At 51.0% G+C, this 24,803-nt stretch carries 26 protein-coding genes, 1 tRNA gene and 2 pseudogenes; 10 read left to right on the plus strand and 19 right to left on the minus strand.

From position 1 onward, the window contains the following. The first annotated feature begins 323 nt into the window (after positions 1 to 323). On the plus strand, positions 324 to 1,379 hold the full coding sequence (locus tag QJ48_RS10275) for a serine hydrolase (RefSeq protein WP_054973528.1): 1,056 nt from the start codon (positions 324 to 326) through the stop codon (positions 1,377 to 1,379). On the opposite strand, the gene QJ48_RS10280 is transcribed toward QJ48_RS10275, so the two are convergent. From QJ48_RS10280 to QJ48_RS10310, 7 genes are all read right to left on the minus strand, one after another. Further along, a complete protein-coding gene (locus QJ48_RS10280; protein ID WP_054973529.1) occupies positions 1,376 to 2,752 on the minus strand; it encodes an MFS transporter in 1,377 nt (458 codons plus the stop codon). The genes QJ48_RS10275 and QJ48_RS10280 overlap by 4 nt on opposite strands. 179 nt (positions 2,753 to 2,931) lie before the next feature. Then, positions 2,932 to 3,357, minus strand: a complete 426-nt coding sequence (locus QJ48_RS10285; RefSeq protein ID WP_054973530.1) for a MarR family winged helix-turn-helix transcriptional regulator — start codon at positions 3,355 to 3,357, stop codon at positions 2,932 to 2,934. 155 nt (positions 3,358 to 3,512) lie between these two features. Further along, on the minus strand, positions 3,513 to 4,913 hold the full coding sequence (locus tag QJ48_RS10290) for an MFS transporter (protein ID WP_054973531.1): 1,401 nt from the start codon (positions 4,911 to 4,913) through the stop codon (positions 3,513 to 3,515). Beyond that, on the minus strand, positions 4,903 to 5,571 hold the full coding sequence (locus QJ48_RS10295) for a FusB/FusC family EF-G-binding protein (RefSeq protein WP_054973532.1): 669 nt from the start codon (positions 5,569 to 5,571) through the stop codon (positions 4,903 to 4,905). The genes QJ48_RS10290 and QJ48_RS10295 overlap by 11 nt, the downstream gene beginning before the upstream one ends. 495 nt (positions 5,572 to 6,066) lie before the next feature. Further along, positions 6,067 to 6,660 (minus strand): hypothetical protein, encoded by a 594-nt coding sequence (locus QJ48_RS10300; RefSeq protein WP_054973533.1) that lies wholly within the window; start codon positions 6,658 to 6,660, stop codon positions 6,067 to 6,069. A gap of 30 nt (positions 6,661 to 6,690) precedes the next feature. After that, positions 6,691 to 6,915, minus strand: coding sequence for a zinc-binding dehydrogenase (locus QJ48_RS39365; RefSeq protein WP_054973534.1), 225 nt, complete (start codon positions 6,913 to 6,915; stop codon positions 6,691 to 6,693). A 26-nt stretch (positions 6,916 to 6,941) separates the two neighbouring features. After that, positions 6,942 to 9,605 (minus strand): LuxR C-terminal-related transcriptional regulator, encoded by a 2,664-nt coding sequence (locus tag QJ48_RS10310; protein ID WP_054973535.1) that lies wholly within the window; start codon positions 9,603 to 9,605, stop codon positions 6,942 to 6,944. Positions 9,606 to 9,799: 194 nt separating this feature from the next. Here QJ48_RS10310 and QJ48_RS10320 point away from each other — a divergent pair, with 194 nt between their 5' ends. Further along, positions 9,800 to 10,687 (plus strand): fructose bisphosphate aldolase, encoded by an 888-nt coding sequence (locus QJ48_RS10320; protein WP_054973537.1) that lies wholly within the window; start codon positions 9,800 to 9,802, stop codon positions 10,685 to 10,687. A gap of 64 nt (positions 10,688 to 10,751) precedes the next feature. Here QJ48_RS10320 and QJ48_RS10325 read toward each other — a convergent pair whose 3' ends face one another. After that, positions 10,752 to 11,342 (minus strand): DJ-1/PfpI family protein, encoded by a 591-nt coding sequence (locus QJ48_RS10325; RefSeq protein WP_054973538.1) that lies wholly within the window; start codon positions 11,340 to 11,342, stop codon positions 10,752 to 10,754. A 103-nt stretch (positions 11,343 to 11,445) separates the two neighbouring features. Between QJ48_RS10325 and QJ48_RS10330 the strand changes: the two genes are divergently transcribed. After that, positions 11,446 to 12,327 (plus strand): LysR family transcriptional regulator, encoded by an 882-nt coding sequence (locus tag QJ48_RS10330; protein WP_237762863.1) that lies wholly within the window; start codon positions 11,446 to 11,448, stop codon positions 12,325 to 12,327. 79 nt (positions 12,328 to 12,406) lie between these two features. Here the strand turns inward: QJ48_RS10330 and QJ48_RS38625 are convergent. The 3 genes and pseudogenes from QJ48_RS38625 to QJ48_RS10340 form a co-directional block, all read right to left on the minus strand. Next, positions 12,407 to 12,475, minus strand: a pseudogene (locus QJ48_RS38625) (type II toxin-antitoxin system PemK/MazF family toxin); the annotation flags it as partial. A 101-nt stretch (positions 12,476 to 12,576) separates the two neighbouring features. Further along, the gene (locus tag QJ48_RS10335) at positions 12,577 to 13,566 is read right to left on the minus strand and encodes a hypothetical protein (RefSeq protein ID WP_054973539.1); all 990 of its coding nucleotides are present in this window, start codon (positions 13,564 to 13,566) and stop codon (positions 12,577 to 12,579) included. A gap of 36 nt (positions 13,567 to 13,602) precedes the next feature. Next, a complete protein-coding gene (locus QJ48_RS10340) occupies positions 13,603 to 14,514 on the minus strand; it encodes a LysR family transcriptional regulator (protein WP_054973540.1) in 912 nt (303 codons plus the stop codon). Positions 14,515 to 14,694: 180 nt separating this feature from the next. On the opposite strand from QJ48_RS10340, the gene QJ48_RS10345 reads away from it, so the two are divergent. Next, positions 14,695 to 15,159 carry a DinB family protein gene (locus tag QJ48_RS10345; protein ID WP_054973541.1) on the plus strand — a complete coding sequence of 155 codons (465 nt, stop codon included), beginning with the start codon at positions 14,695 to 14,697 and terminating at the stop codon, positions 15,157 to 15,159. A 118-nt stretch (positions 15,160 to 15,277) separates the two neighbouring features. On the opposite strand, the gene QJ48_RS35795 is transcribed toward QJ48_RS10345, so the two are convergent. Further along, positions 15,278 to 15,907, minus strand: coding sequence for an SUMF1/EgtB/PvdO family nonheme iron enzyme (locus tag QJ48_RS35795; RefSeq protein ID WP_237762864.1), 630 nt, complete (start codon positions 15,905 to 15,907; stop codon positions 15,278 to 15,280). On the opposite strand from QJ48_RS35795, the pseudogene QJ48_RS38630 reads away from it, so the two are divergent. The 5 genes and pseudogenes from QJ48_RS38630 to QJ48_RS35810 all read left to right on the plus strand — a co-directional run. Next, positions 15,861 to 16,135: pseudogene (locus QJ48_RS38630) on the plus strand (flavin reductase family protein); the annotation flags it as partial. The gene QJ48_RS35795 and the pseudogene QJ48_RS38630 overlap by 47 nt on opposite strands. A 614-nt stretch (positions 16,136 to 16,749) precedes the next feature. After that, the gene (locus tag QJ48_RS10355; protein ID WP_054973543.1) at positions 16,750 to 17,067 is read left to right on the plus strand and encodes a hypothetical protein; all 318 of its coding nucleotides are present in this window, start codon (positions 16,750 to 16,752) and stop codon (positions 17,065 to 17,067) included. 226 nt (positions 17,068 to 17,293) lie between these two features. Further along, positions 17,294 to 17,557 carry an Arm DNA-binding domain-containing protein gene (locus tag QJ48_RS36795; protein ID WP_237762865.1) on the plus strand — a complete coding sequence of 88 codons (264 nt, stop codon included), beginning with the start codon at positions 17,294 to 17,296 and terminating at the stop codon, positions 17,555 to 17,557. Further along, on the plus strand, positions 17,545 to 17,628 hold the full coding sequence (locus QJ48_RS38635) for a hypothetical protein (RefSeq protein ID WP_237762867.1): 84 nt from the start codon (positions 17,545 to 17,547) through the stop codon (positions 17,626 to 17,628). The genes QJ48_RS36795 and QJ48_RS38635 overlap by 13 nt, the downstream gene beginning before the upstream one ends. 29 nt (positions 17,629 to 17,657) lie before the next feature. After that, on the plus strand, positions 17,658 to 17,786 hold the full coding sequence (locus QJ48_RS35810) for a hypothetical protein (RefSeq protein WP_337589620.1): 129 nt from the start codon (positions 17,658 to 17,660) through the stop codon (positions 17,784 to 17,786). Between the two features lie 206 nt (positions 17,787 to 17,992). Here QJ48_RS35810 and QJ48_RS10365 read toward each other — a convergent pair. Beyond that, positions 17,993 to 18,065, minus strand: a tRNA-Ala gene (locus QJ48_RS10365). Between the two features lie 120 nt (positions 18,066 to 18,185). Then, positions 18,186 to 18,668: a transcriptional regulator NrdR gene (nrdR, locus tag QJ48_RS10370; protein ID WP_054973545.1), complete on the minus strand. Its 483-nt coding sequence runs from the start codon at positions 18,666 to 18,668 to the stop codon at positions 18,186 to 18,188. A 99-nt stretch (positions 18,669 to 18,767) separates the two neighbouring features. Here nrdR and QJ48_RS10375 point away from each other — a divergent pair, with 99 nt between their 5' ends. Beyond that, on the plus strand, positions 18,768 to 18,992 hold the full coding sequence (locus QJ48_RS10375) for an alpha/beta-type small acid-soluble spore protein (protein WP_036682129.1): 225 nt from the start codon (positions 18,768 to 18,770) through the stop codon (positions 18,990 to 18,992). An 86-nt stretch (positions 18,993 to 19,078) separates the two neighbouring features. Here QJ48_RS10375 and QJ48_RS10380 read toward each other — a convergent pair whose 3' ends face one another. The 5 genes from QJ48_RS10380 to polA all read right to left on the minus strand — a co-directional run bounded on the left by QJ48_RS10380 (position 19,079) and on the right by polA (position 24,654). After that, positions 19,079 to 19,660 carry a lytic transglycosylase domain-containing protein gene (locus tag QJ48_RS10380; RefSeq protein ID WP_054973546.1) on the minus strand — a complete coding sequence of 194 codons (582 nt, stop codon included), beginning with the start codon at positions 19,658 to 19,660 and terminating at the stop codon, positions 19,079 to 19,081. Next, positions 19,657 to 20,253: a dephospho-CoA kinase gene (gene coaE, locus QJ48_RS10385; RefSeq protein ID WP_054973547.1), complete on the minus strand. Its 597-nt coding sequence runs from the start codon at positions 20,251 to 20,253 to the stop codon at positions 19,657 to 19,659. The genes QJ48_RS10380 and coaE overlap by 4 nt, the downstream gene beginning before the upstream one ends. Before the next feature lie 41 nt (positions 20,254 to 20,294). Continuing rightward, positions 20,295 to 20,978 carry a sporulation membrane protein YtaF gene (ytaF, locus tag QJ48_RS10390; protein ID WP_054973548.1) on the minus strand — a complete coding sequence of 228 codons (684 nt, stop codon included), beginning with the start codon at positions 20,976 to 20,978 and terminating at the stop codon, positions 20,295 to 20,297. Between the two features lie 86 nt (positions 20,979 to 21,064). Next, entirely contained in the window at positions 21,065 to 21,928 is an 864-nt protein-coding gene (mutM, locus tag QJ48_RS10395) for a DNA-formamidopyrimidine glycosylase (RefSeq protein ID WP_054973549.1), read from the minus strand. Between the two features lie 44 nt (positions 21,929 to 21,972). After that, positions 21,973 to 24,654: a DNA polymerase I gene (gene polA, locus QJ48_RS10400; RefSeq protein WP_054973563.1), complete on the minus strand. Its 2,682-nt coding sequence runs from the start codon at positions 24,652 to 24,654 to the stop codon at positions 21,973 to 21,975. Between the last annotated feature and the right edge of the window lie 149 nt (positions 24,655 to 24,803).

Here is a 24,803-nt window from a genome sequence, read left to right on the forward strand (position 1 = left end):
AGCCGAGCTTATCGAGAAACCCGCTTCGCGTAGAAATTCTCTGCATACGCCGGTGGGGTATATCCCTCCAGCCGCTCTTGAAACCCGTGAACTTGATTACAATTAGCGGTATTTTCACGGGTTTCAAAGGCGGACGTAAACTCTTACGGGATATACCCCACCTCTATTTGTCTGAGATTTTCTACTTCTAGAGTTTCTCAACAGCCTGACGTCGTCCTGTGAAAGGACGACGTTTATTTTTCTATGTACTAATTGTAAATAACTACTAAAAGTGATATCATAACAATATCATAAATAAAAAACGCAAATCGAGGTGAGTTAGCTTGGATAACGTTATGGCAAATATCATGTCTCAGAAACGCATTCACCGATGGGCGAATCTCCCGACACATCGTTTAACGGTCGGTTTGATCCGGAAATCCGCACGAACGATATGGACTGGGCAACAATCCAAGGAAGTTGACTGCACGAAGTCGATCTATGAGATCGGCTCGATTACCAAAACCATGGTCGGCCTATTACTCGCAATAGGAGAACAGAACGGGATGTGGAGCCGTTCCGATCGGCTTTCGGCTTTCGTCCCGGAATGGTCTTCCAGCTCATTTGCCAATCAAACCACGCTGTTGGAGCTTGTTACGCATACCGCCGGCCTACCCGATGTACCGGGGAATTTTAGAGCCGCCATAACCGATCGGTTGAATCCTTACGCGAACTATGACGATGCCCGCTTAATCGAGGCTGTTTTGTCGGAGAGTCCCAAGAAGAACAGCAAGCACCGCTATTCCAATTATGGCTTCGGCTTACTTGGCTGGCTGCTTTCCAGACGGTTGGGCATGAGCTTGAATGAAGCGCTGGCCGGACATATATTTAACCCTCTTGGCATGACGGATTCCGGAACAGGCATGAGCCGACAGCCGGCCGGACAGCTTCTTCCCGTGTTCAATTCCAAAGGCAAGCCTATGCAGCATTGGGACTTCCTTGATACGCTGGGGGGCGCAGGGGCGGGCCGTTCGACGATAACCGATATGCTTAACTATTTGGATGCGCATTTAAGCCATTTCGATGCTCCCCTCGGCCCGGCGATTGCGAAATGCTTAGAGGAGCATTATGCCATAATGCCGGGCCGAGGGATCGGGATCGGTTTCGGTTGGATGAGGTACAAAGAAAAGGACGGCACGACTACGCATTGGCACAACGGAGGAACGTATGGATCGAGTTCCTTTATTACTTTTAACCGCGAAAAAGAGATGGGACTGGTTATTTTATCGAACCACGGCTCTTCGATTTGGAGCCAGATCGCGCCTCTGATTGGCATTCAAGTGATGTCTGTCGATCATTTAGCCTCCGTGCTGACCAAGAAGCTCTTTGTAGAAGGTTAATCGGCTCTCTTGGCAATACGGAAAGATATGAGAAAGCTCAGGACGATGAAGAGCAGCTGAGTCAATAAGGCCAGCATGATTCCCGTAAAGATGCCTTGGCCAAAATGCCCGCTTACCGCGATTAAAGCTCCGCCGATTCCGATGCTCACCCCCGGGCAAAAAGCGTCGACGAATTGCAGATACGCGGAAATCTCGCCTTCCTCGCCTGAGCGGGCATGCTGCAGCGCAATGGCTCCTGTCGTCGGATTGGCCAACCCAATGCCGAAGCCGGTAAAAATTTGTGAGATGACGGCAAACTCAATTCCCCCGCTCTCCAATCCTACAGCCGTGATGACCAGCGATACGCCGACGATCATTAAGCCGATACCCGCTGTAATCCGTTTTTTTCTGCCCCGGCCGTTATCCTTTTCGTCCAGTTTGGATTGCAGCCACGCTGCGGTGGACCAGCTTAACGCACCTGCGGCGACGATCAGCCCGGCAAGGTCTGCGGGCAAGCCTTTGACTTCCGTCAGAGCCAAGACGACATAGCTCTCGACAGCAACATAGCACGCAACATACAGCCCTCTTGACACAATGGTGGCGGGCAGCCCTTTTTTGACGGAGAACGTTCTTGCAGGGAGCAGTTGCTGTAGTGGACGGACCATGACGATCAACCCGATAAGTGCAAGCGCAATGCCCTTCCAATCGGAAACAAAGCCCAGCCCGCTCAGCAGCAGACCCGTACCTACCGTCAGCAATACAGCGTATCCTTCCTTGCGTCCGCTTTTCTGAACCGGAGTGCTAGCCGTTTGAAGCTTGCGAAAGGAAGGAAGCGTCAGCAAGACGGCCAATGCGATCAAAGGCAATACAAGCCAGAACACGAATCTCCACGAGACATATTCGGCCAGCAGGCCGGCAATATAAGGACCGATCAACGCCGGCAAAATATAGGCACTGGAAAATGCGGCCAAAATTTTCGTCCTTAGCGCATCGGGATAGCTTAAGGTAATGCTGTAGTACACGCATGTGACAATAGCGCCTGCGCCAAAGCCTTGAAACGCTCTCCCCGCGATTAACATCGGCATATTCACGGAGGTGGCGGCAACCAAAATACCGGCCACAAAAATAACGATAGACAAAGAAAAAGAGCGATACACGCCGATTTTGCCGATTTGCTGACCGATGACCATCGTGCCCAAAATTTGCGTCAACAGAAATGCGCTGAAGATCCAGCCGTATAACGAAATACCGTTCAAATGCTGCGCCAAATCCGGCGCGATGGTCGTAATCGCCAGGCCTTCGAACGCTACGGTAGTCACAGCCAAAATGATACCGATGGTCAACGCCCGGTAACGCGAGTCAAAAATAGCTGCCTTACTTTCACCTTGTTCCATTCTCTTATCCCTCCATCTACTTGCTAGAACATTAGTTGCTTTAGCAAGTATAAAAACTAAAAAAAGTTGTAGCTGTTAACACCTAAGCTGCCTTAAAGAACCTAAAAAATAGTCTTGTCCATAATTGCCATAGCAAATATATGATTAAAAAAACTCAAAGCAGTAAAACGGACAAATCTCTACAAATCCTTCACGTTATTATACATAACGGCAAGGATTCTTCTAAAGGTCTCGACTTCTTCCTCCGACAAACCTTCGACCGTTTTCTTATAAGCTTCGATCGACGGAGCAAGGATGTCCTCTTTGATTTCTCTGCCTTTTGGCGTTAAATATACCCGTAGCGATCTGCGGTCCGTCTCGTGGGTGACGCGATGAACGAAGCCCTTCTTTTCCAGCTTGAACAGCATCCGGGCAATGTTCGTCTGATCTTTGTACAGCCTTTCCGCAAGCTCTTTTTGGGTGATCCCCTCCTTTTCCCAGAGAATGACCAATATCTCCCACTGATCCACGGTAATATCGAAAGGGTTAACGACCTTTTGATAATAATTGTTAAGCTTCAAATCCGCGCGGTGTACGATAACGCCGATATACTTTTCTAATTCCAATGCCAGCCTCCATCATAGTCGACATGATTATAGTTGCTATGACCATTATATTTTCCAAATCCGGCGCTGTCAATCCGCGAAATGGTTAGTTTGATCAAAAAGCAAAAAGGCAGCGGGGGTGACATCCCCCCTGAAACTGCCTTTTCCTTATTTGCTTACGTTTTCTTTTGCACCGCAGCGCCTTTTCCGCTGCCGAACAGCTCCCGGTTGGAAATGTCCGGAAGCCCCAGCGAGACCAGAAAGGCCAAAGCCGTAACGACGGAGACGAAGACGAAGACGACGTGAATGCCGTGTGCCAGATCCGCGGCTTCGCCAGTGGACGCGAATGCATTAAACACGACGCCGAAAATCGCAATAAACACCGTCTGACCTAACGTATTCATGAGTGCGCTCGTCGACATGGCGATGCCGCGCTGGCGGTTCTCGACCGCGTTCTGCATCAGAATCGCTAGCACGGTTCGGCTAACACCGAGGCCGAAACCCGCCAGAAGCATGATGACGAAGAACACCGGCACCGGTGTTGCCGTCGTGATCGTTGCCAGCATCCCCCCGCTGAACATGAGCAGGCCTGCTCCGAGGACGGAGACCCGCTTGGGCGGAAACCGTTTCATGAGTTTACCTGCGGCTGTCGCGCCGAGCGGCCATCCGACCGTCGCAATGGCGACAGCGAAGCCCGACACGATCGGCGACTGATGCTTGAGCGATTGCAGCCAAATCGGGAAATACACCGTCGTCGCGATAGGAAAGGCGTACGCCACAAAGCTGAACAGGTTCGGAATCAGGACAACCCTGTTCCGAAACAGCTCCAGCGGTATGAACGGCTCGGATACGCGCCGCTCGACCCCCACAAAAACGATGCCGAACAGCACGAACATAGCTGCGAACAGCAGATTAACCGGCGAAAGGAAGCCGCTCTCTCCCCCGAACAGCAGCACGATGAGCAGCGACGAAATACTCGCCAGGAATGAGACCGCCCCGATCCAATCGATGGATCTGCCCACCGGCCGGAACGTCTCCTTGAACGCGAACGATAGCAGCAGCAGCGACGCCAGACCAAGCGGCAGGTTGAGGAAGAAAATCCATCGCCAGTCGGCGAATTGGACGATCAACCCTCCGATCAACGGGCCGACGATGCTGGACAGAACCCATACGCTGCTGAAAATCCCCTGCAGCCGGGTCTGTTCCTCCGGCGTATAGATGTCGCCAATGATGGTCATCGTGATCGGAAAGATTGCCCCGGCGCCCAGCGCCTGCACGGCCCGGAAAATAACAAGCTGCAGCATCGTTGCCGCCGCCCCGCAGAGGACGGAGCCAAGCAAAAACACGACGATGGCGATCATGAGAATACGCTTGCGGCCGTTCAGATCCGCGAGCTTGCCGTAAATCGGCGTGGTGACGGCCGTGATGAGCAGGTAAACGGAGAACGTCATGTTCATCAGTTCCATGCCCTTCAAATCGTCGACGATGGATTTCATCGCCGTGGTGACGATCGTCGCTTCCATCGCGCTCAAGAACATGACGATGAGAATGGATACGAGAACCCAATTACGATTCATGGGTGCCCACCACCTCTCGAACGAACTTTACAAGCGCGGTGACATCCGTAATGTTCTTGTTGCAAACCTCGCTGTCCACACACAAGTAGTTGCCGATCGCCTTATAGTAGTCGGACGAAGCGTTCGCCGGCTTCGACCTGGTGACCGCTGAAAACAACGCAACTTCCGCATGCCGATTGCACAAAAAGCATACGCCTTTATTCGCCGGGATATATCTTCCTTCGATGCCGACGAGCTGCCCGTCCGGACGGTACACGATGAACAATTTATTTGTCGCGATGTCCACCCAGCCAAGATAAGTCACATGACGGTAATCGATCGCGGTTAAATCGGGAAGCTTCAGCTTTTTGTTTTTGGGGAACAGCTTGGCAAGCTGCTTTCCTGTCACTTCCGGAAACTGAACCAAATAAGGCTCCAACGAATGCAAATAATGCCGGAATTCTCCCTCCGTACGCAACGTTGAAGCCTTTTCCAACACTTGCCTTTGAAGCTCGGCGGTATCCGGGAATGCTTCCATAATATTGAAGTGAACGCTATATCTTACTGATTCCACCACTTTCGGATCGGTAACGGAATTGCAGGCACGCTCCAGCAGATCGACCTGCTTTTTGATGAAATTATATTGATGGTTTCTAATGAATGGGAATGGTTTGACCATTTGCTTTCAGCCCCTTATTTTTGATGAATACAAAAATAGGTGCAAAGCCCATGATTAGAACCGATCCAAGCTTTCTCGGGCGACAAGGTTAACGAAATAACCAACCGGCCCATGCAAAGTATCGCCCTAATGTTAGGCTTTGCATGAGCTGCTTCTTGTTCCGGCAAAATACTTTGCCATTTTAACCGCCTCCATTCATCCGCCATTATAAAAGAAATCGGCCTTGATCGCAATTGCAAAATCGATTATAACGAAAGTTCACCGAATTTCGGCAGGCTGTTGAGAAAAGAGATCAATAAAAATAATAGAGGTTACGAGGGGATGGGATATCCACTTCCGACCGCTGTTGTCATCGGGAAATTTGATTGGAGGCCGCTTGTTAGCGGACATTTCCCGATGACAAAGGCGGCCGCTATCGCTTCTCCAGTGGATACCCCACCTCCGTTTGCATCTCTATTTTTGTAAAAGCCCACTTCTCAACAAGCTCACGAAAGTTCACCGAATTTCGTTTTTGTTGTTTAACCACTCCTGGAATTGAAGCGGTGTTCGCACGTTATCGTCCAATACGGCCATATAAATGTCGTAGCTTTTCACTTCTTTTCCGTATTCAGCTCGCGTGGCCCAGCTATCTTTGATGGTCAGAATAGCTTCCCGCAGCGCCGGGGTAAGCCGGTCAGGCATCGTCCTAATATGCTTGAGATCAGGCTGTCTATCCGGTTCGTCGACGAACCAAATATCGAGCTTCCAATCCATACCGCTCAGCGCTCTATACTTTAATCCAAGGTACAGTCCGTCCGGATAGCTGGGATCCGTATTCCAGACGCCGGAGTCATTCAGGAACCGCACCTCTCGCATCCCTTGGCAAACCATGAGTTCGGAAGCGATCTGAGTTACTACATCAATGTTGAGCTTGGAGCATACAACGGTAATATCCAGATCTCTCCACACCATCAGCCCGAGAGCAGCACTGCCGACTCGAACCGGCTGGCCCGCCGAAGATAGCAACTCGTCGATTTTCAATTCCTTCGCTACAGCTCTCGCTTCGATTTGCAGCTCGTGCTGCCGTATCAGAAGTTCGTTGTTGGACACCGTTTGTCACTCTCCTTTTACATGGCCTCATCACAATTCACGATCCTGCCCCACCTTGATGGCTACGCGCCCCTTCTTATGTCCTGTTTCGACATACCTGTGTGCGTCGGCTATTTGTTCGAACGAGTAGCGCCGATCTATGACCGGCTTTAGTACTCCCTTTTCCATCAGCTCTTTGAGGAGCAATATCTCTTCCGTACGGACCTTCGCTACTCCTTGCCCCGCGACGGAGATGTATTGTCCGTTCGGAGCCAACGCTTTCTTGGAATTCGATTTCGAACCTACAACAGCCCCAACTCGCGGGCGCGTGCCACAGCTTCGGTACGCCGCTTTACCTGCAGCTTGTCGAAAATACTCCGGTTATGCCCTTTCACCGTGCTTAACGCGAGGAAAAGCCGCCCGCTAATCTCATGATTCGAGAGTCCTTGGGCGATGAGCTGCAATATTTCCAACTCCCGCGTGCTCAGGGGTTCGATCAGGGATTTGTCTGTCCGGACTTGGCGCGGATCGGATTTGCTTTCACCGTTCAATCCCTCCGCTTCAAATTCTTCGAGCAGCTTACCCGCATAATTCGGCATCCTCTCATGAGTAACCGCTTCGCGCAGCAGCCTTCTCATCGGAATGCCTTCATCGACAAAGGTCCGAATACAACCACCGGACTGGGCTATGGTCAGAGCTTCAACCAGCAGTTGCACAGCCTTGATCTTTTCACCTTGCGTATGCAGAGCGACGGCTTGCAGAACCATGACTTGGAGCCGCTCATCCTCCCATCCGTTGACCTCTGCCTGCTCTCGCAGCGGCTCCAGCAGTCCCAGCGCCGCGGACGCCTCTCCCTGTGCCAGATGAACCCGCGCCTGGCTGACGGGAAGCTCGTACTTCTGCGCCAGATGAGCCGCGGTCGCCACCTGGCCCTGATGAAGCAAAACAAGCACCTGCGCGGCAGCAATTTGAGGCGTCTGTTTCACGAAATTTTGCCGGCGGGCGATATGCTCGGCCTTCGCTAAGCAAGCGGCCGCTTCGGTCACCTCTCCCCGTGCAAGCTTCAGTCGGGCGAGAACCACCTCGCCTGCAACGACTCTGTCCGTGTGCTGCAGCTGCTGCGCCAGTTGGACAGCTTGCTGCCCGTGGTGCATCGCGGTATCCAGATCGTTCCATTCGTAAAAAATACGGGCCAAGCCCAGATGCGCTTCGCATGCAACCGGCAGAGGGGGATCGCCGGCTAATTGCAGAGCGTGCCGATACGTCTCAGCCGCCACATACAGCTGATTGTCCATTTCCTGGATGTTCCCTAGTCCGAGTGTAGCCATCAGTGTGATCATCAAATGCCTGATCCTCCGGCTGATGGATAAAGCTTCGGTATAGGCTTGGCTTGCCGCCGCACGATCCGCCTGGAGCTGGTAAGCATATCCCAGCGTCCATGTTGTCGCCGTACGGACAGGCAGGTTGTCCGGGTGCAAATATTCCAAGGCCCGCCGCGACTCGGCAATGATGGCGTCGGCCTGGTGCGCGTTGACAGCCAGCGTGGCGCGTATGGCGGCGATATGCCCTTTTAGATCCCGGGTCTTATTGTCCTGCGCGGCACTTTGAAGCCCTTTTTCGGCAGCTTGCAGTTTCCGTTCCACATCTGCCGGTTGACCGACCATCAGCAAGGCAGAGGCATGCATGACGCTCAACACGGGCCTCGCGTCTAGCTCTTCCTTCGGCATCGAATCCAGCCAATTCAGAACAGGGGCTATCGCGCCACGGAAGAGCAAAGGCATTCCTTCCCCTTCGATCAGGCGTACGGCGCGTTCCACATCATGGGCGGCAGCCGCATGCTGAAAAGCTTCAAGCTCCAGGCCATGGTCTTCGTACCACTCGCTGGCCCGCAGATGCAGTTCCGCCACGTCCCGCTTCTCTTCCCCTTTGGACGAACCGACGGTTTGGTACAATCGCTGCCGCAGCAAATCCGCAAAGAGATGGTGATAACGGTACCAGCGCCTCTCATTGTCCAAAGGAACGATGAACAGGTTGGCGCGTTCGAGATATTGCAAGGTTTCTTGTCCGGAGAGAAGCTCGTCGGTTCCCCCGCGGAGAACGGCATCGCACAGCGGGCCGCACAACCGGTCGAGGATGGACGTGCGCAGCAAAAAAGCCTGTACGCTTGCGGATTGCTGCTGCAGCACTTCTTCAACCAGATAGTCCAGCACGAAACGATGGCTGCCTGTAAAGGATGGGATCAAGCTGGAGGCGTCTTTATGTCTCTGCATGGAGAGCGCGGCTAATTGCAGACCGGCGATCCAGCCTTCCGTACGGGATTCAAGCACGGCAACATCTTCCTGCGAAAGGCTGAGACCCATGACCCGGCTCAGAAATTCCGCCGCTTCGGAGGATGTAAACCGCAAGTCAGCGGTACGCACTTCAGTCAATTGGTCCCGGACACGCATACGTGCCAAGGGCAGATCGGGGTCCTCGCGCGTGGCGATGACCAGATGCATCTGTACCGGCATGCGCTCCAGCAGGAAGCCGATGGCATCGTCAATCGGTTTGGAATCTATCACATGGTAATCGTCTAGGACGAGAATGAAATGGTCCGGAATGGCGGTGATTTTATTGAGTACCGCTGTCAAAATCGTTTCCATCGGCAGAGGGCCAGGGGCTTGGACCATACCAATCGCGCCCTCTCCACTATTGATCCCGATCGTCTGCAAAGCAGCCAAAAGGTAAGTCAGAAAGCGCGCCGGATCGCTATCCGCCTCTTCCAGTGACAGCCACGCCGCCGATTGCGGACAACCGGCTAGCCATTCGCTGACTAGCGTGGTTTTACCACACCCAGCCGAAGCGGAGATGAGGGTCAACTTGCGGTGCATCCCCTCATGCAGACGCTCGATCAGGCGGGGACGGGGGACAGCTTTTGCCCGGAGAGGAGGGATATATAGCTTGGTAGACACAATTGGGATAGACATCATTATCACCGTTTCTACGAAGTCAATGGTGGCGGTCACGTTTCATATTATGTTCGACAGTTTCACTGTATTTCCCTTTTGCGCCCCTTTCCGGCACCCCGGTGATCTTCATCAATGTATGTTTGCAACTAAAAGTGCTATAATAAAAGAATTCAAAATGTTATTCAGTCCACAATAAGGAAGGAGAAGCATTCATGAATACAAAACAATTGGAGAGAATCCATACCGGAAAAGGTTTTATCGCGGCCTTGGACCAAAGCGGCGGCAGCACCCCTAAAGCGCTGGCCCAGTACGGCGTCCAAGAATCGAGCTACTCCAACGAAGAAGAGATGTATGCTCTGGTTCACGAGATGAGAACGCGAATTATCAAAAGTCCCGCTTTTGATTCCCGGTACATTTTGGGCGCGATCTTATTTGAGAACACGATGGACCGCTCCATTGACGGCCAATTGACGGCCGATTATCTTTGGGAGAAGAAAGGGATCGTGCCTTTTCTGAAAGTGGATAAAGGGCTTGCCGATCTGGAAGACGGGGTTCAGCTCATGAAACCGATGCCTGATTTAAACGACCTTCTGAAACGGGCGGTTGCACGAAACATCTTCGGGACGAAAATGCGCTCCCTGATTAAAGAAGCGAATCCGGCCGGAATCAAAAAAGTCGTTGAGCAGCAGTTTGCCATCGGGAAACAAATCGTGGAGATGGGACTGGTTCCGATCATCGAGCCGGAAGTGGATATTTACAGCGCGGATAAAGTAGCATCGGAAAAACTGTTGAAGGACGAAATTTCCGCTCAATTATCCGCCCTCGACAAAGACGCAAAGATTATGCTTAAACTTTCCATACCGACGGAAAACAATTTCTACAGCGATCTGATGAAGGACCCGCATGTCGTACGGATTGTGGCTTTGTCAGGCGGCTATTCGCAAGCGGAAGCCAACGAAAAGCTGGCGCAAAATCACGGATTGATCGCAAGCTTCTCGCGTGCTTTATCGCAAGACCTCACCGCCGGGCAAACTGACGAGGAGTTCAACGCACTGCTGTCCAAATCCGTTCAGGACATTTATGAAGCCTCCATTAAATAAAAATTTCAAGACCCCGAACTTGTTCTAAGCTCGGGGTTCTTTTCTTGTGGCGTGCGGTCTGAAGTTATGCGAGGAATCCCATGAGCCTTTTCACGTTGTTGGCATTTTCCGTCGAAGTAAGAGATTCTAGAAGGTCGAAGGCTACAGCGAATGCGGTCGATGGGTTAAAAGAAGTAATGATATTTCCGTCTCTTACGACGGGCTGGTCCGGAATGACGTGGGCTCCCATGGCTTCCAGCTGCAGCTGCCGCTTGCGGTTATTCAGATTGTAGGTCGTCGCCTGTCTTCCTTGCAGAATGCCGCTTTTGCCAAGCGGTAAAGCCCCTACACAAATCGAGGCAATGATTTTTCCCTGCCGGTCGAATTCACGTATAAATTCTAGGACATCGGGACGAAAGGCATCCTCATAAAATCCAGCCTCTTCAAAACCGCCAGGCAGCGCCAGCGCATCGAACTCCTGGACGGTCACCTCTGAAATTACCTTTTCGGGGATGACGGTAAAATTCCAGGTGCATTTTAATTCTTTTCGCGTTCCGACGGTAACGAGCTGCGTCGCTCCATCCCCCTCATCCTTGTTCCATCCGATCACATCTGTAAACACGCTTGCTTCCACAGCTTCAAAACCATTCGGTAAAAGTAAACATACTTTTTTCATATCGTTCATCTCCTTTTGTAAGAATCATATGATACAATGAATCATTAGTAAAATTGAAATAACTAAACTTTATATTTAGAATTTCTGATAACAATACACATCTATGGGGGGGGGGATAAAAATCGACATTCGTCAATTTCAATCCTTTAAAGCCGTTGCGGAATTAAATAGCTTTACAAAAGCTGCTCACGCTCTTCAGTACTCACAGGCCACGATTACTTCTCATATTCAGCAAATCGAGCATGAAATCGGGGTTCCATTGTTCGACCGATTAGGAAAACAAATCAAACTCACCATGGTTGGAGAGGAACTGTATCATTATGTAGTAGAATTGCTAACCGCATATTCAAAAATAAAACAAATTTCTTCCGATGACTCTACAGTCAAAGGCCAACTCCGCATTGGCGCATCAGCAACCTTAACCGTATACAAACTAGGGCCCATGCTATCAAAGTATAAAAAGAAGTACCCTGAGGTTACAATCTCTCTTATTAACGATCATTGTTCCGCCTTACGACAGAGACTCCACTCCGGAGAGTTAGACATTGCAATCACCTTAGAACCGCAGGTATGCGATCCGCAGCTCATTACAGAAATTTACTCGGAAGAACCGTTAGTCTTTGTAGGAGAAAGTAATCATTCCATAAAGACGATCGAAGAATCAAATGGCGAGTGTATCATTTTTAGCGAGAAAAATTGTTCGTTAAGGCGATTTTTTGAGGAGTACTTAATTCAGAAAGGAATAGATACGTGTAATTACCTGGAATTTAACAGCATGGAGACGATGAAAGAGTGCGTTGTAAGCGGGTTAGGGATTAGCTTAATGCCTTCCATCAGTGTGGAAGCGCTGCTGCACGACAAAAAAATGAAAGTGATAGAATCCGCTTGTGAAAATCTAATGTTTTACGCGCAAATCATTCACCATAAAAACAAATGGTTGTCAAAAGCTCACCGGAAGTTCATTGAGATGGTTAAGAGCAGATAATGCTTTTCCGGTCCATTTGATCCCTCTGTGCATATCCCAAGCCAAAATGCCTTCCGAAGAACCTCTCGGAAGGCAAAACATCTGGTGAAATAACTAAGGCGGGACGCTTCCCGGCTTGCTCATGACCTGCATGTGGGTTGAATTGCAACTATACCAAGTCGCCGCGATCCGGCACGTATGGATTCGTTACCATGACTCCCGTCCTTGCGGCTCTCCAGTGAATACCGCTTTCTCCGCCTATCACATGTACTATTCCCAAAACGATTCGATAAAGTTGTTTAAATGGTGTTCCTCTTCTTCCTTTCCCCATTTACTCCAGAAAAATAAGTCTTGATAATAAGCATCCCGTAAGCTTGATTCATGGATTATCGTTTCTTTCCTATTTTCTGGAACTGCATCGTAGTATCCGAATACTACAGAACAACTCCCTCTTCCCCCGATTTTGAACTTCAACGTTTCAGTAAAGTTCGTCAATTCCCTTAGCGGAACATCTGCAGTCCAGATCGAGATCCCGTCTTTCGATTCAATTTCTTCTTTTCTTCCCCACATCGAGGGTATTTCATTTATAACATCAGGTAAATTGCATTCTGCAGCTTCAACCGTTAATTTCATTATGGGTTCTAAAATCACGGGGTCTGCTTGTTTCATCCCATTCTTAAATGCCATTAATCCTGCAATCTTGTAAGACATTTGGTTTGAATCAGATTGATGAAATGACCCGTTATATAACGTTACTTTCACATCCACAACCGGAAAATTACCTAATACCCCACAAGTCATAGCCCGCTGAATGCTTTCGTGAACAGACGGAATATACTCGCTCGGTATTACATTTTCGTCAACAATGTTATTTACAAATTCATTACCGGTATCACGCAATTTGGGTTCAAGTTCAATCCAACAATGGCCGTATCTGCCTATACTTGATGACTGTCTTACAAATCTTCCTTCAGATCTTACGGTTTTTCTTATGGTTTCCTTGTATAATACTTGTGGCTTTAGAACATCCATATCTAAATGAAACTCGCTTGATAAACGGTCAACAATGCTATGGAGATGTTGTTCCCCGTTACCTGCAATGATCGTTTGCTTATTGGTTTCATTTAAATAAACCATAAAATTGGAATCTTCTTCTGCACACCTTTTTAATGCAAGCAACATTCTTTTTAGTTCATTCATTGTTTTTGGTTTATTAATTGTAATGATCATATACGGCTCAACAAAGTTGATTGGGCGCATATAAATCACCTCCACATCCGGATTCTAAAATTAGCTTCACCCTAACGAGCGGCTAGTGCGATCCACTACATTTTGAATGAAAGATTGCAGGACTTCCATGAACAATCTTGCTGCCTGCCCCAAAAATTTGTCCCTGCGATAAATGATACAAATGTCCTGACTCGGGGTAGGATGCAGCAGGGTAACGGCGGTGATGTTTTCACGATCCAGATAATCTAATAGCATTCGGGGTAAAATGCAGGCTCCAATCCCTTGCTCCACCAGCAAAAGAAGCGACGATAACGTTGAGGTCACGATGGGATTGTCCAGCACTATTCCTTTCTCCTGGCAATGAGAATGAATTAACTTCGTAATCTGGTGTTCGGGACCGAACATGACCAGCTTCAATTGCTGGATTTGTTCGAACGGGATCGCCTTCGACTTTGCCAGAGGGTGATCCGATCGGATGGCCAAAGCAAATTCCTCGTGAAAAAGCGGTTTGATGACAATACGATCGTCGGGATTCTCAGGTACCGTTGTAACGCCAAGATCCCGCGTGCCTGCGACGACCTCCTTATACACCTCCGTCGATTCCGTGACGGTAAGCGAAAGCTTGGGGTAGGACCGATGGAAATCGACCAGCAACGCGTCAAACAGCAAATCCCCATCGCCGGGAAGTATCCCGATATCCAGCTTGCCGCCTTCCATCTTTTTCAGATCCGAGATCGCCCTCTGAACATAATCTATCCGCTCAAAGATAAGCTCACTTTGCTCCAAAAGGATTTGACCTGCTTCGGTTAACGCGATCCGTTTGCCGATGCGGTCGAATAGTGGAAGGCCCAGCTCGTTCTCCAAAAACTTGATCTGCTGGCTAAGATTCGATTGCGTGGTGCAGAGAGATTCGGCTGCTTTGGAGAAGTGCATCTCCTTACATATGGCAGCAAAGTATTGAAGCTGTCTGAGTTCCATTCTTCCGCAACTCCTTCGTAAAAATCATCGTTTGCGCATCAAAAACATCGTGCAGATCCGTCATTAGTTATAGTGATCATTTGCATCGGAATTACGTGATTGTTGCATCATGGATGAAAAGCTACACTTGGATTATGAAAGTGAACCACATCAACCATACATTGAGGAGGCACTTAAATCATGACTCAATCGATTATTCACACAAGTCAAGTTCTGCGTCAAGTCGTCATCGGGCAGGTTCAAGGGATTTCGGAGGCACAATTCGACGTTCAACCGGCTGGCTTCAACAATACCATCCGATGGAACATCGGTCATGTGATCTATTGGATGGATAAGTACTCTACCCTTAGCTTCGGCTCACCGTCCGCCATTCCTGAACACTACGAGACGCTGTTTAGCTCGGGAACCAAGCCTTCGGATTGGACCGCTACTCCTCCATCTAAGGACGAGCTGCTCCAACGGTTAACGGCGCAGCTTTCCCGCTTCTCGGAGCTGACGCCTGAAATGCTGGATAATGCGCTTGAGGCACCGTTTGTGATGGGGCCGTTCCAATTTAGCACCGCCGGCGAATTATTCAACTTTGCGCTGATTCACGAAGCCATTCACCTGGGCACGATATCGAGCCAACTTAAAACGATCCAATAAAAGTCAGCAGATCCGATCTTCGCCCATACAAAAACGCAGCCCTTTTCGGCTGCGTTACTTCTTATAGTTGTATAGTGAATCCAAAATGATCCGCGCCGCCTCTTGCTTTTCCGCCACCTTACAGAGATCGGGCAAGACGAAAGCCCAGATCATCTATTCGAAACGTAGGGTGACTGCGGCGGCGGCACGTCGCTCCACAGCCTCTGGCCTCTTCGGCCCAGCTGCCACCGCGGAAAATTCTGTAGGAACCGTATACTTTCGCATCGTATACATCCCAGCACCACTCCCAAACGTTTCCTAACATATCATAGAGCCCCCACGCATTCGGCCGCTTTTGACTTACCTGATGTACCATGCCCCCAGAGTTTTCATCATACCAAGCGATTTCATCAAGCTCGCCGTTCCGGTAGCCACCCGTTCCTGCTTTACACGCATACTGCCATTCCGCTTCCGTAGGAAGACGATAGCCATCCGCCTCCGGGTTCCAGACGACACTTTCACCATCATCGCTTATAGAGTAACATTCCTGTAGCCCCGAGTGCCGGGAAAGCAAATTACAAAATAAGATCGCATCGTTCCACGAGACATCCGCAACCGGCGCCTGAGGTTCGTCATCCGGCCCAACCGTCTTTTGCATGATTGAGAAATATAATTGTTTTGTAACCGGAACCGGTGCAAGCAAAAAAGAATTCACCTGAGCCGTCCATGCACCGCGCGTCAAAGAATGCCCCGTCCATCTGGAAGCCAAGTTGGTAAAGCTCCATCCGTTCGAAGAACCGAGTTCCCTTGTCGCTATTGAAGTACGCATCGAAAAAGTTCATATCGAAGCTGAGCTTCTAATGGATGCAAACTCAAATATGTCGATCCTTCGAAATGGAATCCGATGATTATGAATTTCTGCGAATATTTCGGCCTTAGCGAGCAACTATCTGCATCAAAATTAGCGCCGGTCTTCGGACATGGGTCGGTAAAATAAATTCCGAAAAAAAGAGGTTACAATTACGAAAAACCTTCAACCCACGCTGAAGGTTCTTTTGTAGTCTCCCGAATTTGCATCACTACTTTAACTCGTAGCGCAGGTTAACCTGTCCCGATATAAATGCCGTCGCATCTTTAAGGGTAGGACCGAATAGGTTGACCTCTTTAAATAGCGGCTTCCCCTTACCTGCAACGACAGGTATGACGATTAATATATATTCGTCAATCCATGCCTCGTTCGCAAGCTGCCATACGAGTCGTACCGCTGCCTATGTTAGGCTGCTCATCTATATTTGCTATTTCTTTTTCAATCTCCGACTCATGCACGTGTTTCATTATAACACGGCTATGATTGGGATAAAGAATGCAGCGGCTCAGGTTATTTACGCACATCGAAATAAAATGATACGGTCCGGCTAAACGGGTTGCCCTGCTGTCAAGAGAGTAATAGACCGAAATCCCCGCCAGCCTTGTGAAGCCGGTGGGGATTTTTTCCTTTCCCTCCCATGTTACTGAATATTCAAAATATGTATATATTCATAAATATTTCATAGTATATCCATTTAGCATTTGATATAATAGATTTGTAAAATTATACAAAGGAGTGATTTTATGAAAACTGCATTTAAAATTCTGTCCAGTGCTGTTTTGACATTATCCTTAGTGACTGGAGTTGCCGCGGCAGCAGTACCTACAGCTCCCACACAATCTGCCAATACTCAAGCTGTAAAACAATTAAATCTAAAAGTCGGTGAAAAAATTAGGTTACACGGCGTTAAAAATGCCTCCTCTAGCCCGTATGGCGTGGTCGAGCTAGTAATCCGCCGTTCGTATCTCAACATATTTTACTGCGATGTGTATGGGGTTGCTCCTGGTGATACGATTGTAAAAACTAATATTGGGGATTTTTCCTTTCATGTCACACAGTGATATCTCAAATAATTCTTCAGCACCTTTAGGGGTGCTTTTTTTATCGCCTTCCGAAGCAAGTCAAAATTTCCCCGTTCCTCGGGACGAAAGGGTTGATCTGGAAACTCTTGAAGCTGTGTGCATTCCTGAAAGTGGGTATTGGGGACATACTGGAATACCGGGAGGGTGATGGAGATGCCAGTTTATAAGGACGAGAATGCAAAGAAAAACCCATGGTACTATGTAATTGAAGCAGGCAAGGGCAAGCAAAGGAAGAGGAAAAAGAAACGAGGGCTTCAAAACAAAAAAAGAAGCGCAGGCTGCTATGGTCGAAGCTGAAAACGCGCTTAATAAAGGAACATATGTAGAGCCTTCAAAGATGACGGTTGCTGACTTCATGCAATCGTGGCTGGAGTCAAAAAGACAAGACATTCCGTCGACGAAAAAACAACATTTAAAAATTACGAACGTCCGACGCGGCTTCACATTGTCCCCTTTTTGGGAAAAATAGAGCTTCTCGACTTAACGGATGAGCACTGTTTAAAATTTGTACACCATCTGAATATGTTGCCTTTCTTTTAGCGTATGCAGCCGGTCTAAGGGAAGGAGAAATTTTAGGGGCACGTTGGAAAGACTTAGATTTCGAAGAGAAAACACTTTCGATTGTCCAAACACTTTCCCACGACGTAAAAGAGCTTAGCGCTGGAGCAAATTGTTTAGGAACGCCTTGGCCACGCTAGCGTAAAAATCACGCTTGATCTGTATAGTCATATACTGCCCAATATGAAAAAAGAAACAGCGGACCAATTCGGCAAAAAACTTTTTGGGACAAGTTGAGGGACCAAAAATCAATTGGCACCAAATTGGCACCAATTCTATTTTTGGCACCAAATTTTAGTTCTGCAACAATGGCAAAAACCCCTGATTTATCAAGGATTTTCGAGTATGGAGCCTAGGGGGATCGAACCCCTGACCTCATCGCTGCCAGCGATGCGCTCTCCCAGCTGAGCTAAGGCCCCTCGCTATTCGTTTCGTCGCTCTTATTTATTTCAGCGGCGACAAAATTGATAATAGCATAGCCCTCAGGGGCTTGTCAATCAAAAGAATTAAAGTTGCATTTTTCTGAAAATAACAAGCCACTACAGCTTAGTCGCTTCTCCACCGGCCTGGTGCTTGGAGAGCAGCTCAGTTAGTTCTTTCATAAACATATCGATGTCTTTAAATTGACGGTACACCGATGCGAACCGGATATAAGCAACCTCGTCTACGGGATACAGCTCGCTCATGACAATCTCCCCGATCTCGCGGCTATCTACTTCGGCATGGGCCGTCGTGCGGATTTGTTTCTCTACCTCGGAAACGATCATCTCCAGCCGTTCGACGGATACCGGACGTTTCTCACAGGCGCGGATCAAGCCCCGCAGCATTTTTTCCCGGTTGAATTCTTCCCGGCTTCCATCCTTCTTAATCACAATGAGCGGCGTCTCCTCGACCATCTCAAAGGTCGTGAACCGCTTCTGACACTTCTCGCATTCGCGGCGGCGCCGGATCGATTTATTCTCGTTGGCGGCACGCGAATCCAATACCTTCGTGCCGGAATAATCGCAATATGGACATTTCATCGATCGTTTCTTCCTCCCCCTATTTCCCAATAGCTCCCTGTCATGAAGTCCGGGCAATCGCACATAATAGGACTACCAACGACAAGGAGGTGAACAGACATGGGTGCAGGTCAATCCCGTAGCAGCAATCAATTGGTAGTGCCTCAAGCGAATGCAGCGTTGGATCAACTGAAATACGAAGTAGCGCAGGAACTCGGTATCGTGATCCCTCAGGACGGTTACTTCGGTCACATGGCTACTCGTGATACTGGTGCGATCGGTGGTAACATCACTCGTCGCCTGGTGCAAATCGCCGAGCAGTCTCTTGCCGGTCAATTCAAATAATAACACGTTTTGAAGAATACGCAAGAAGTATCGGGCTTAAGCTCCCGTTCAAGGCGGCTTGTCCGATACTTCTTTGCCCTGTATGGTCAAGCGGCGCGCTCTCCCCACTCTTCTCCATACAATTTAATATACTTGTTATAATAATACATTACACGCTGTATGTAATGTCTCGTTTCCCCGTAAGGAATACGGTCCGCATTCTGGAGCGTTCCGTCCCATTCGTTCTCCTGGAGCCAGCGGCTGACTTTGCCATGTCCCGCATTATAGCCCGCAAGAACCGCTATACGATTCCCGTTAAACTGCTTGAATAACCAATTAAGATACCATGAGCCCAGCTCGATGCTGACAGCCGGTTCGTTAAGCCTGGTTTTGAATTCTTCATTAAAACGCGCCTTGTCGATAATCCAATTCGCCGTATCCGGCATAAGCTGCATCATTCCGTAAGCGCCCTTCTTGGACTCCGTTTCCGTCAAATAGTTGGATTCCACTCGAATGACGGCGGCCACCAGAAAAGGATCGAGATCGTATTTTGCGGCGTTTTGGCGTATTTCCGGTTCGTAACGGATCGGATACAGCATGCGCCCCACATAGGTGCTGCTTAAGAACAAAAAGACAACAAATGTCAGCAGCAACAAGGCGAACACCCGCTTTTTCCGCCAAAAGCTCATGATAGCCCCCTTTCGTTCCAGAAAGCTTCAACTTGCTTTTCCGTTGCCTCCAGGGTGCCCGAATTATCGATGACCCAATCGGCGAGCCCTTTCTTTTCCTCGATCGGCATCTGGGACAACAGCCGTTTCTCCGCCTGCTCCGCCGTGATTCCGTCCCGGGCCGTCAGACGCTGAAGCTGCACTTCGCGCGGCACGTAGACGACCATCACCTGCTCGTACATGGCCTGCTGTCCCGATTCGTACAGGAGCGGCACGTCGACGACGACCAGCTTGTCCGGCTGCTCCGCCGCATAGGTCTGCATTCTCCCGCGTATTAATGCGCGAATGGGCGGATGCAGCAGATTTTCCAGATCGCGAAGCGCTTCGCGATTGCCGAAGACCCGCTCGCCCAGTTTTTTGCGATGAAGAGAGCCGTCCGGCAGCAGCAGATCGTCTCCGAACCGCCGGATCACTTCAGCCAGAACGGGGGTGCCCGGCTCCACGACCTCTCTCGCAATCCGGTCCGCATCGATCAGCAGCGCACCGCGCCGGACGAGCATCTCGGCGACCGTGCTTTTGCCGCACGCAATCCCCCCGGTTAATCCGATGTTCATGGTCATTCCCCTATTATATCCAAGATGATGTTGTTGTATGGTCAGAACAGTTTCATGATGCCCATCAGGATCAAGACAAATCCGGGCAAAACGGATAGCTTGCGAATCCATTTCAGCTCCGCATAGCGCAATCCGATTTGCAGACCGATTCCCAGAAACGTGCCGCTGGCCAGCGCAATGACCGCCGCCGTCAGCCACGGCGTGAAGCCGATCAGCGCGGCGCCGATCCCTGCCCCGAAGGCGTCCAGCGAGAGCGCCAGACCCAACAGCGTCGCTTCGTAAGCCGATATGTTGCCGGAACGGTCCACATCCGCCATAGACGGTGTGCGCAGAATTTGAATGACCAGACCGAACCGTTTCAATTCAAGATAAAATACTTCCTTGGCCGTCGCCGGTCCCGGCGCGGGGACTGGCGGCTGCGGCTCGTTTGCCGGCCCCGATTGCAATTCCTGCCGTCTTTGCTGGACCAGCTGAACCAGTGCCCACAAGCCGATCCCCATCAAAATCACGGCGCCGATATCTTTCGCCACGGCCGGGTCGACGAAACGGCTCATCCAGACGCCGATCTGCATCGAAGCGTAAATGATAACGCCCGACCAAGCCGCGATGATCGCAATCGAAGTGAGCGGAATCCGGATTTTGCGGAGACCGTACGTGACGCCTACCCCGAATCCGTCCAGACTGACGGCAAACGCAAGCAGAAGCAACGAGACGACAGACAACATGACGTTCCCTCCTCACCAGTAACTGCACACCATACTATATGGCTGTTCTGGGCGGAGGGTGCGTATTGCCGTTCCGGGAGGACCCGTTAGCCTTCGAGCGCTTCCCGATTCCCGCGCTTGCGCTTCAGCGGCTGGCAGACCGGACAATAATGGGTGCCGCGCCCGGCTACCACCGTCTTGACAATCGCCGTGCCGCAAGTCAGACAAGCCTCGTCCTTGCGGCCGTACATTTTCAGCTGATGCTGGAACATTCCGATCTCGCCTTGACCGTTGACGTACGACTTGATGGACGACCCGCCTGCCGCCACGGCGTCCTTGAGTGTCTCTACAATCGCTTCATGAAGCTTGGCCGATTCCGCCGCGCTCAGCGTATGGGCTTCCCGCTCCGGATGGATACCGGCCAGGAATAGAGCTTCATCCACATAAATATTCCCGATGCCGACAATGTATTCCTGATTCAGCAGCAGCGGCTTGATCTTCGTCTTGCGCTTTCCGATCTTTCCGCGGAGAGCTTCCGGCGTAAACGCCTCGTCCAGCGGCTCGAGGCCGAGCTTCTTGAGCGGCGCCTCCAGCAAATCCTGATCCTTCGGATAGACGTGCATCGTTCCGAACTGCCGCACGTCCTTGTACCTGAGCTCCGTGCCGTCCGTAAAATGAAACACGACATGCGTATGCTTTTCCATCGGTTCGTCCGACCGATATACCCCATAGCGTCCTTCCATCCGCAGATGCGAGACGAGTGTATACCGGTCAAGCATGAACCGCAAAAATTTCCCCCGCCGCTCGACCGAGCGGATCGTTTCTCCCTCAAGCATGACGGCAAACGCCTGAATGTCATCCGGATGCTGAATAATGCGGGGCAGCAGGACGGACACGCGCTCGATCTTCTTGCCGATAACCAGTTGATTGAGCGTACGGCGTACCGTTTCGACCTCCGGCAATTCCGGCATGATGTCTTCCCCTCCTCCATTCCGCCCGGACGATGCCCGGCGGATTACTTCGCCTCGTACCAGTTCTCCCCGGCATCGACGTCCACCTTCAGCGGCACGTCGAGCTTCAGGGCCGATTCCATTACTTCGGCGACCATTCGTTTCATCAAGTCAATCTCGTCCTCCGGCACCTCGAACACCAGTTCGTCGTGCACCTGCAGCAGCATGCGGCTGCGCACGTCCTCTTCCTTCATCCGCTTGTCCAATTGGACCATCGCCAGCTTGATGATATCCGCGGCCGTGCCTTGAATCGGTGTATTCATCGCGGTGCGCTCGGCGAACGAACGCAGGTTGAAGTTCGAGGCTTTAATCTCCGGCAGGTAGCGGCGGCGCTGCAGCAGCGTCGTAACGTAACCGTCCTCTCGGGCTTTCTTCACGATATCGTCCATATATTGGCGAACCCCTTGGAACACGGCAAAATATTGCTCGATAAACTTCGCCGCGTCCTTACGGGTAATGTTCAAGTTCTGCGACAGCCCGTAATCGCTGATACCGTATACGATGCCGAAGTTGACCGCTTTGGCCTGACGCCGCATATTCGAATCGACTTCCGCTTCGGAGACGCCGAACACGTCCATGGCCGTTTTCGTATGAACGTCCATGTTTTCGCGGAACGCTTCGATCAGCTTCTCGTCCTGCGAAATGTGCGCCAGCACGCGCAGCTCGATCTGCGAGTAGTCGGCGGTCAGGATTTTCCAACCGGGCTCGGAAGGGAAAAACACCTTGCGGATTTTACGGCCTTCCTCCAACCGGATCGGAATGTTCTGCAGGTTCGGATACTGGCTGCTGAGACGTCCGGTCGCTGCGATCGTCTGCTTATAGTACGTATGCACCTTCCCGGTAGAAGGACGCACTTCCTTAAGCAGGCCTTCCACGTAAGTCGACTGCAGCTTCGCCAGCGTCCGGTAATGAAGAATATGACCGACCATCGGATGGTACGGTTCCAGCTTCTCCAGCACTTCGGCGTCGGTCGAATACCCGGTCTTCGTTTTCTTGATCACCGGCAGCCCGAGCTTCTCGAACAAAATTTCCCCCAGCTGCTTCGGCGAGTTGATGTTAAACTCGATGCCAGCCGCGTCGTAGATCGATTGCATGATGCCCTCAAGCTGGTTCCCAAGCTCCGCGCCGTAGGCTTTGAGCTCCTCCGCGTCCACCTTGATCCCTTTGCGCTCCATCGAAGCCAGCACGAGCGCCAGCGGAAGCTCCAGCTCGTAAAACAACGGATGCATTTCGCTCGTTTCTAGCGCTTCCTTCAGCTTCGGCGTCAGCCGATGGACCGCGGCGGCTTTGCGGCACAAATAGGCGGTCAGCACGTCTTCCTCGGGCACCTTGAATTTCGCGCCCTTGCCGAATACTTCCTCGTCGGCCGGAAGCGGACGCAGTCCGTAGCGGGACGTCAGGCCGTCCAGCGTCAGCGACGATTCCGTCGGATCGAGCAAATAGCCGGCGAGCAGCGCATCGAAGCCGATGCCGCCCAGCTCGATCCCGCGCCAAGAAAGCACGATGACGGCACGGTGCAGATCGTAGACGGAAACCTCCTGCTTGTCTTCCGAAGCGAGCCACTCTCGTACCGCAGAAGCGTTTTCCTGCTCAAGCCGTCCCACCGGCACATAATAGCATACGGGCTCCGCGCCCTCTTTTTCGCTATAGAAGGACACGCCGATCACCTCGGCGTTATGCGGATTGTCGCCCGCCGCCTCCACGTGCAGCGCGCGGACATGCGGCAGCGCCGCGATCAGCTCGGCCAGCTTGTCGTCTGTGACCAGCACCGCCGGCGGCTCCGTACCGGCTTCCTCCACTATCCCGGCCGCCCCAGCGCCGGAAGCGGGCAGCTGCAGCCGCTCCATTAACGACTTAAACTCCAGCTTGCGGAAAATCTCGGCAAGCTCCGCTTCCTCATATCCGCGGTACGCCAGCTCATCCCACGAAAAATCGACCGGCACCTCCCGAAAAATCGTCGCAAGCTCCTTGCTCATCCGGGCGCTGTCGGCGTTCTCCGCGACCTTCTCTCCTAGCTTGCCTTTAATCTGCGAGGCGTTCTCCAGTACGCTCTCGACCGAGCCGTATTCGTGCAGCAGCTTAAGCGCCGTCTTCTCCCCAACCCCCGGGATGCCCGGAATGTTATCGGACGTATCGCCCATCAGCCCTTTCAGATCGATGATCTGATGCGGCTTCAGACCATACGTTTCTTCGATGTGGGCCGGATCGAACAGCTCGACCTCGCTGATGCCCTTACGCGTCAGCGCGATGGTCACCTGCCCGCTCGCAAGCTGCAGCATGTCCTTGTCCCCGGTGACGACGACGACCTCGATGCCGCTTTTCTCGTCTGCAATGCGCGTCAGCGTGCCGATGATATCGTCGGCCTCGTAGCCGTCCAGCTCGAACTGGCGGATCCCGAACGATCCGAGCAGATCCCGGAGCAGCGGAAACTGCTCGGACAGCTCCGGCGGCGTTTTTTCGCGGCCGCCTTTGTATTCTGCGTAATCTTTATGTCGAAACGTCGCTTTCCCCGCGTCGAATGCGACCAGAAAGTGCGTCGGCTTCTGCTCCTCCAGCAGCTTGAGCAGCATGGTGGTGAACCCGTAGACGGCGTTTGTATGCAGCCCCTTGGAATTGCTCAGCAGCGGCAGCGCAAAAAAAGCGCGGTAGGCAATGCTGTTCCCGTCGATCAAAATAAGCTTGGACAATGGATACACCCCATTCGTCAGTCTTCCTACTCTATACATGATAGCATAGGACAGCATAAGAAAAAAACCTTTGGAAAGCTTTCTCGAAAAAGGGGTGTGCGCCGTTTTTGCCGCATAAAATGAACTAACTTTTGATCCTTGACGGCACC

It is taken from the genome of Paenibacillus sp. A3 (assembly GCF_001399685.1).
Lineage (GTDB): Bacteria > Bacillota > Bacilli > Paenibacillales > NBRC-103111 > Paenibacillus_G.

What these genes read in the sequence shown, in the direction of transcription:
- ytaF (WP_054973548.1), bottom strand. Translation starts at nt 20,978, where the DNA reads ATGTTGTCTGTCGTCTCGTTGCTTCTGCTTGCGTTTGCCGTCAGTCTG.
- QJ48_RS10295 (WP_054973532.1), bottom strand. Translation starts at nt 5,571, where the DNA reads ATGGTCAAACCATTCCCATTCATTAGAAACCATCAATATAATTTCATC.
- QJ48_RS10340 (WP_054973540.1), bottom strand. Translation starts at nt 14,514, where the DNA reads ATGGAACTCAGACAGCTTCAATACTTTGCTGCCATATGTAAGGAGATG.
- QJ48_RS10355 (WP_054973543.1), top strand. Translation starts at nt 16,750, where the DNA reads ATGAAAACTGCATTTAAAATTCTGTCCAGTGCTGTTTTGACATTATCC.
- QJ48_RS10345 (WP_054973541.1), top strand. Translation starts at nt 14,695, where the DNA reads ATGACTCAATCGATTATTCACACAAGTCAAGTTCTGCGTCAAGTCGTC.
- QJ48_RS10325 (WP_054973538.1), bottom strand. Translation starts at nt 11,342, where the DNA reads ATGAAAAAAGTATGTTTACTTTTACCGAATGGTTTTGAAGCTGTGGAA.
- QJ48_RS10280 (WP_054973529.1), bottom strand. Translation starts at nt 2,752, where the DNA reads ATGGAACAAGGTGAAAGTAAGGCAGCTATTTTTGACTCGCGTTACCGG.
- QJ48_RS10310 (WP_054973535.1), bottom strand. Translation starts at nt 9,605, where the DNA reads ATGTCTATCCCAATTGTGTCTACCAAGCTATATATCCCTCCTCTCCGG.
- QJ48_RS10330 (WP_237762863.1), top strand. Translation starts at nt 11,446, where the DNA reads ATGGGGGGGGGGATAAAAATCGACATTCGTCAATTTCAATCCTTTAAA.
- QJ48_RS10380 (WP_054973546.1), bottom strand. Translation starts at nt 19,660, where the DNA reads ATGAGCTTTTGGCGGAAAAAGCGGGTGTTCGCCTTGTTGCTGCTGACA.
- mutM (WP_054973549.1), bottom strand. Translation starts at nt 21,928, where the DNA reads ATGCCGGAATTGCCGGAGGTCGAAACGGTACGCCGTACGCTCAATCAA.
- QJ48_RS10320 (WP_054973537.1), top strand. Translation starts at nt 9,800, where the DNA reads ATGAATACAAAACAATTGGAGAGAATCCATACCGGAAAAGGTTTTATC.
- coaE (WP_054973547.1), bottom strand. Translation starts at nt 20,253, where the DNA reads ATGAACATCGGATTAACCGGGGGGATTGCGTGCGGCAAAAGCACGGTC.
- nrdR (WP_054973545.1), bottom strand. Translation starts at nt 18,668, where the DNA reads ATGAAATGTCCATATTGCGATTATTCCGGCACGAAGGTATTGGATTCG.
- QJ48_RS10335 (WP_054973539.1), bottom strand. Translation starts at nt 13,566, where the DNA reads ATGCGCCCAATCAACTTTGTTGAGCCGTATATGATCATTACAATTAAT.
- QJ48_RS10290 (WP_054973531.1), bottom strand. Translation starts at nt 4,913, where the DNA reads ATGAATCGTAATTGGGTTCTCGTATCCATTCTCATCGTCATGTTCTTG.
- QJ48_RS10375 (WP_036682129.1), top strand. Translation starts at nt 18,768, where the DNA reads ATGGGTGCAGGTCAATCCCGTAGCAGCAATCAATTGGTAGTGCCTCAA.